Genomic DNA, 2,439 nt, shown 5'->3' with positions numbered 1-2,439 from the left:
CGCCACCCACACCCGCCCCCGATCGATATAGGCGGCCAGCAACTGCTCGGAATCCTCGGCCAGCCGGAACGACCACGCGATCTCGGTGCGATCCCCGCTGAACTCCTCGATCCGCACCGGCTCCGGCGCCGCCGGCACCACGATCACCATCCAGCCCTCCGGATCCAGCACCGCGAACGCCCCCGCCGCCACCCAATACGGATTCTCCGGAATCACCTCGGCCACACCATGATCGGCCAGCCGCTTGCGCAACTCCTCGAACCCGGCGCGCAGATACAGCACCAGCGCATGCTCGGGATCCGCGGGCGGCGGAGGCGGCGCCCCGTCGGCGCGCACCAACTCCACCTGCGCGCGCGCATCCGGCAACCCGAACACGAACCCGCTGTAGCCGGCGTGATCCTCGAACGCGAAAAGCTGTGTCAGCCCCACGATCTCCCGATAGAACGCCGCACACTCCACCAGCCGATCGGTGCCGCGCGCGAACCGCGCCGCGGCCAACGACACACCCACCGCACCGGACTCCGACGCATTCACCGACATCTCCTCCTCACGACAGCGACACCCCGCATGCCAGCATGCGCGGCCCGCCACCGCCCGGGCGAGCTATTTTCCCGTGCCCGAACAGCTCCCGATCCTCTCCGACCCGAGGCGACCGGCCCGAACAGCAACGCGCGAGCCCGGATCCGGGCCCGCGCGTCGGGTTCACACTCTGCGGTGGTCGCTCACAAGGCGATGCCCAGCAGCGCGTCGACCGCGTCGGTGATCAGCCCCGGCGCGGCGGTGTCCGGACCGCCGTAGGTCAGCGCCTGCTGCGCCCACGCATCGATCGCGGCCAGCGCCTTGGGCGTGTCCAGATCATCGGCCAGATGGGTGCGCACCCGCGCCACCGTCTCGCTGGCGTCCGGACCCGAGGCCAGCGCCGCCGCCGCCCGCCAGCGCTCCAGCCGCGAAAGGGCTTCGGCGAGCACCGCATCCGACCATTCACGATCGGCCCGGTAGTGCCCGGCGAACAGGCCCAACCGGATCGCGCCCGGATCGGTGCCGGCGCGGCGCAGCGTGGACACGAACACCAGATTGCCGCGCGACTTGGACATCTTCTCGCCATCCAGGCCGATCAACCCGGCATGCACGTAGTGGCGGGCGAAACGCCGCCCCTTGACCAGCGCCTCGGCATGCGCGGCGGAATACTCGTGATGCGGGTAGATCAGATCGCTACCGCCACCCTGGATATCGAATTCGGTGCCGATCCGGTTGAGCGCGATCGCCGCACACTCGATATGCCAGCCCGGACGGCCCGCCCCGAACGGCGCCGGCCACGACGGCTCACCCGGACGCTCCGCGCGCCACAACAGGGCATCGATCGGATCCCGCTTCCCCGGCCGGGTCGGATCGCCGCCCCGCTCGGCGAACAGTCGCTCCATGGTCGCCCGGTCGTAACCCGACTCGTAGCCGAACTGTTCGGTCGCGTCGTGACGGAAGTAGATATCGGCGAATTCCGGATCGTCGACCACATACGCCGCCCCCGACGCCAGCAGCTTGTCGACCAGGTCCACGACCTCCTGCACCGACTCGATCGCGCCGATGTAATCGCGCGGCGGAATCACCCGCAACGCCGCCATGTCCTCACGGAACAGATTGATCTCGCGGGTGCCCAGCTCCCGCCAATCGATGCCGTCGCGCGCGGCGCGCTCGAACAGCGGATCGTCGACATCGGTGGTGTTCTGCACGTAGTGCACCTGATGGCCGCCATCGCGCAGCACCCGGTTGACCAGGTCGAAGGCCAGATAGGTGGCCGCATGCCCCAGATGGGTCGCGTCGTAGGGGGTGATGCCGCAGACGTACATCGTCGCCGCCGCACCCGGGGTCACCGGGCGCACCGCCGCATCGGCGGTGTCGTACAAGCGCAACGCCGGTCCGGATCCGGGAACGGTCGGGACAGCGATATCGGACCAGGACTGCATGAATCGAGGTTAACGCCGCGGGTGCGGGCGATCCCCGCCGCCCCCGCCCCGGTGTGCCGCGCGACACGCGAGACGACGGGCGGACCAGCACCCTAGTCGCGGGCACGCCGGTGTCAACGGTTGCAATCACAAAGACCCGATCGTCGCGCTCGGCCCGCGGTATCGGCAGGCCCCGCGGCGCGGGCGCGGAATCAGAACGCGGGCCAGGGAATCGGGCGCTGACTGGCCGGCATCGGCATCACCGGATTGTCCAGCAACGCCCGCCCGCGCGCCTCGAGCGCCTCGATCTCGGCGTCGGTGATCAACTCCGCGAGCCGCTCACCCAGCTCCCCGGGCAGCGCCTTCACCAAAACCGTGATGTCGGTGAGCAATTCGTCCGCGATCGGCTCACCGGCCCACCCCCACAACACCGTGCGCAGCTTCGGCTCGGCGTGCAGGCAGATCCCGTGATCCACCCCGTACACCCGCCCGTCCACCC

Annotated in this window: 2 protein-coding genes and 1 pseudogene; all 3 read right to left on the bottom strand. The window is 69.9% G+C overall.

Translation table 11 applies throughout. From position 1 onward, the window contains the following. Positions 1–534, bottom strand: a 534-nt coding sequence (locus ACAM49_RS39865) for a VOC family protein (RefSeq protein ID WP_369640694.1), incomplete at its 3' end; no start/stop codon positions are given. 188 nt (positions 535–722) lie between these two features. Further along, on the bottom strand, positions 723–1,961 hold the full coding sequence (gene mshC / locus ACAM49_RS39860) for a cysteine--1-D-myo-inosityl 2-amino-2-deoxy-alpha-D-glucopyranoside ligase (protein ID WP_369640693.1): 1,239 nt from the start codon (positions 1,959–1,961) through the stop codon (positions 723–725). A gap of 191 nt (positions 1,962–2,152) precedes the next feature. Beyond that, positions 2,153–2,439, bottom strand: a pseudogene (locus ACAM49_RS39855) (phosphatidylinositol kinase); the annotation flags it as partial.

The sequence above is a fragment of the Nocardia sp. JMUB6875 genome, from assembly GCF_041154655.1.
Taxonomy (GTDB): Bacteria; Actinomycetota; Actinomycetes; order Mycobacteriales; family Mycobacteriaceae; genus Nocardia.
This window is presented reverse-complemented; position numbering and strand designations above follow the sequence as displayed.

Bases quoted from the DNA above. Each gene is read 5' to 3' on its own strand.
- mshC (WP_369640693.1), bottom strand. From the start codon at position 1,961: ATGCAGTCCTGGTCCGATATCGCTGTCCCGACCGTTCCCGGATCCGGA.